Origin of the sequence: Rhizobacter sp., assembly GCF_031412495.1 — a bacterium.
GTDB lineage: Bacteria > Pseudomonadota > Gammaproteobacteria > Burkholderiales > Burkholderiaceae_C > Schlegelella_A.
The window spans coordinates 1-2,031 of the sequence record NZ_JANODC010000326.1 but is presented as its reverse complement, the minus strand read 5'-3'; the positions used below and the strand labels follow the sequence as shown (position 1 = coordinate 2,031).

Below are 2,031 nucleotides of genomic sequence, written 5' to 3'. Positions count from 1 at the left end.
GCGCGGATCGCTGAAGTGGCCGACGGCCAGGCCGGCGACGTCGGTGAGGCCGCCGTGCGGCGGCGCGCCGGTGTCGAGCATGTCTGCACTCTAGCCGCTGCCATGCGGCCGCAGCACGCTCTCGGTCTTCCCCAAAACCGGACACGCTTGCACTGGGAGCAGCCGCGACGCTTCGCCGACGTGCTCATCGGTTTTGCGCGCGCGCTGCGCGCGCCGGCCGCGTCAGGCGAAGACGCCGGCGGTGTCCTGCATGCGTGAGGACACCTCGCCGAGCTGGAACAGGGTGTCGCCGAAGGTCATCTCGATCACCGTCAGCCGCTTGAAGTAGTGGCTGGCGGCGTACTCGTCGGTGACGCCGATGCCGCCGTGCAGCTGGATGCACTGCTGGCCGACGAAGCGCATCGAGGTGCCGAGCTGCAGCTTGGCCTGGGCCAGGGCCCGCCGCCGCGCCGCCGGCGCTTCGCCGAGCTTGAGGGTGGCGAAGTAGCTCATCGAGCGGGCCAGCTCGAGCTGCATCTTGACGTCGGCGACGCGGTGCCGCAGCGCCTGGAAGCTGGCGATCGTCACGCCGAACTGCTTGCGCGTGTTCATGTACTCGACCGTGATCGCCACCAGCCGGTCCATCGCGCCAACCGCCTCGGCGCACAGGGCGGCGATGCCGATGTCGACCGCGCGCTCGAGCGCCGGCATGGCGGCACCCGCCGGGACCAGCTCGATCGCCTCGGCGCCGTCGAGGATGAGATCGGCAGCGGCGCCGCCGTCCTGCGTCGGGTACGCGCGCACCTCGGTGCCGGCCTCGCCCTTCGAGACCAGGAACAGGGCCACGCCGTCGGCATCGCCAGGCTGGCCGCCGACGCGTGCCGAGACGATGAACGCGCCCGCCGCCCCGCCCGCCGGCACGACGATCTTGGTGCCGGTGAGGCGCCAGTTGCCGCCGCTCTGCACCGCCTTCGTCTCGACGTGCGCCAGCCGGTAGCGCGAGCCTCGCTCCTCGTGCGCGAGGACGACGAGCTCGCGTCCTTCGGCGATGCCCTGCAGCCACAGCGCCGACGAAGGCGCCCGGCCGGCGAGGAACAGGCTCGGCGCGACCAGGGCCACCGCAGCGTAGGGCTCGACGACGAGGCCGCGGCCGAGCTCCTCCATGATCACCATCGCCTCGACCGGGCCCATGCCCATGCCGCCGTGCTCCTCCGGCACCTGCAGGCCGCAGATGCCGAGGTCGCCGATCTCCTTCCAGGCCTCGCGGGAGAAGCCGCCGGCCTTGACGATGCCGCGCCGGCGCTCGAAGTCGTAGCCGCGCTCGACCCACTTGCGCACGGTGTCGCGCAGCATCTCCTGGTCGTCGGAAAAGTCGAAGTCCATGTCACTTACCTCATCTGGCTAGAACCCCTTCCCTCTCGGAGGGAAGGGGCAGGGGAAGGGAGCAGCCCTGTCGCGCACCGCGCGGAAGGTGCGAGGCGTCAGCCGAGCACCGTCTGCGCGACGATGTTGCGTTGCACCTCGTTCGATCCGCCGTAGATCGTGGTCTTGCGCATGTTGAAGTAGGTTCCGGCCAGCGGCGCGACGAAGGTGGCGCCGGTCTGGTCGGGCTGCCAGCCGGCTGCCATCGCTTCCTTCTGCAAGGGCACGGCCGCCGGCCCCGCCGCCAGCATCATCAGCTCGCTGTAGCGCTGCTGGATCTCGCTGCCCCGGATCTTCAGCAGGCCGGCGACGTCGAGGCTCTGCTTGCCGCTCTTCTCGGCGGAGAGCACGCGCAGGACCATCATCTCCAGGGCGATGACGTCGACCTCGAGCAGCGCGATCTGGTCGCGAAAGCGCCCGTCGTCCCACAGGCCCTCGGCCTTGGCAATGCGCTTGACGCGCTCCAGCTCGCGCTTGGCCCGGTTCACGTCGGCGATGTTGGTGCGCTCGTGGGCGAGCAGGTGCTTGGCGTAGGTCCAGCCCTTGTTCTCCTCGCCGATGAGCTGGTCGGCCGGCACCTCGACGTTGTCGAACCAGACCTCGTTGACCTCGTGCTCGCCTTCCATCGTG

At 70.3% G+C, this 2,031-nt stretch carries 3 protein-coding genes; 1 reads left to right on the top strand and 2 read right to left on the bottom strand.

What is annotated here, in order from left to right:
* The coding region (locus tag AC30N0_RS12110; RefSeq protein ID WP_489518163.1) for a hypothetical protein at window positions 1-258 on the top strand (258 nt) is incomplete at its 5' end.
* Here the strand turns inward: AC30N0_RS12110 and AC30N0_RS12105 are convergent.
* On the bottom strand, window positions 223-1,362 hold the full coding sequence (locus AC30N0_RS12105; protein WP_489518162.1) for an acyl-CoA dehydrogenase family protein: 1,140 nt from the start codon (window positions 1,360-1,362) through the stop codon (window positions 223-225). The two genes, AC30N0_RS12110 and AC30N0_RS12105, sit on opposite strands and share 36 nt — an antisense overlap.
* Before the next feature lie 98 nt (window positions 1,363-1,460).
* Window positions 1,461-2,031 (bottom strand): acyl-CoA dehydrogenase family protein (locus AC30N0_RS12100; protein WP_489518161.1); only part of this gene is annotated, 571 nt, incomplete at its 5' end.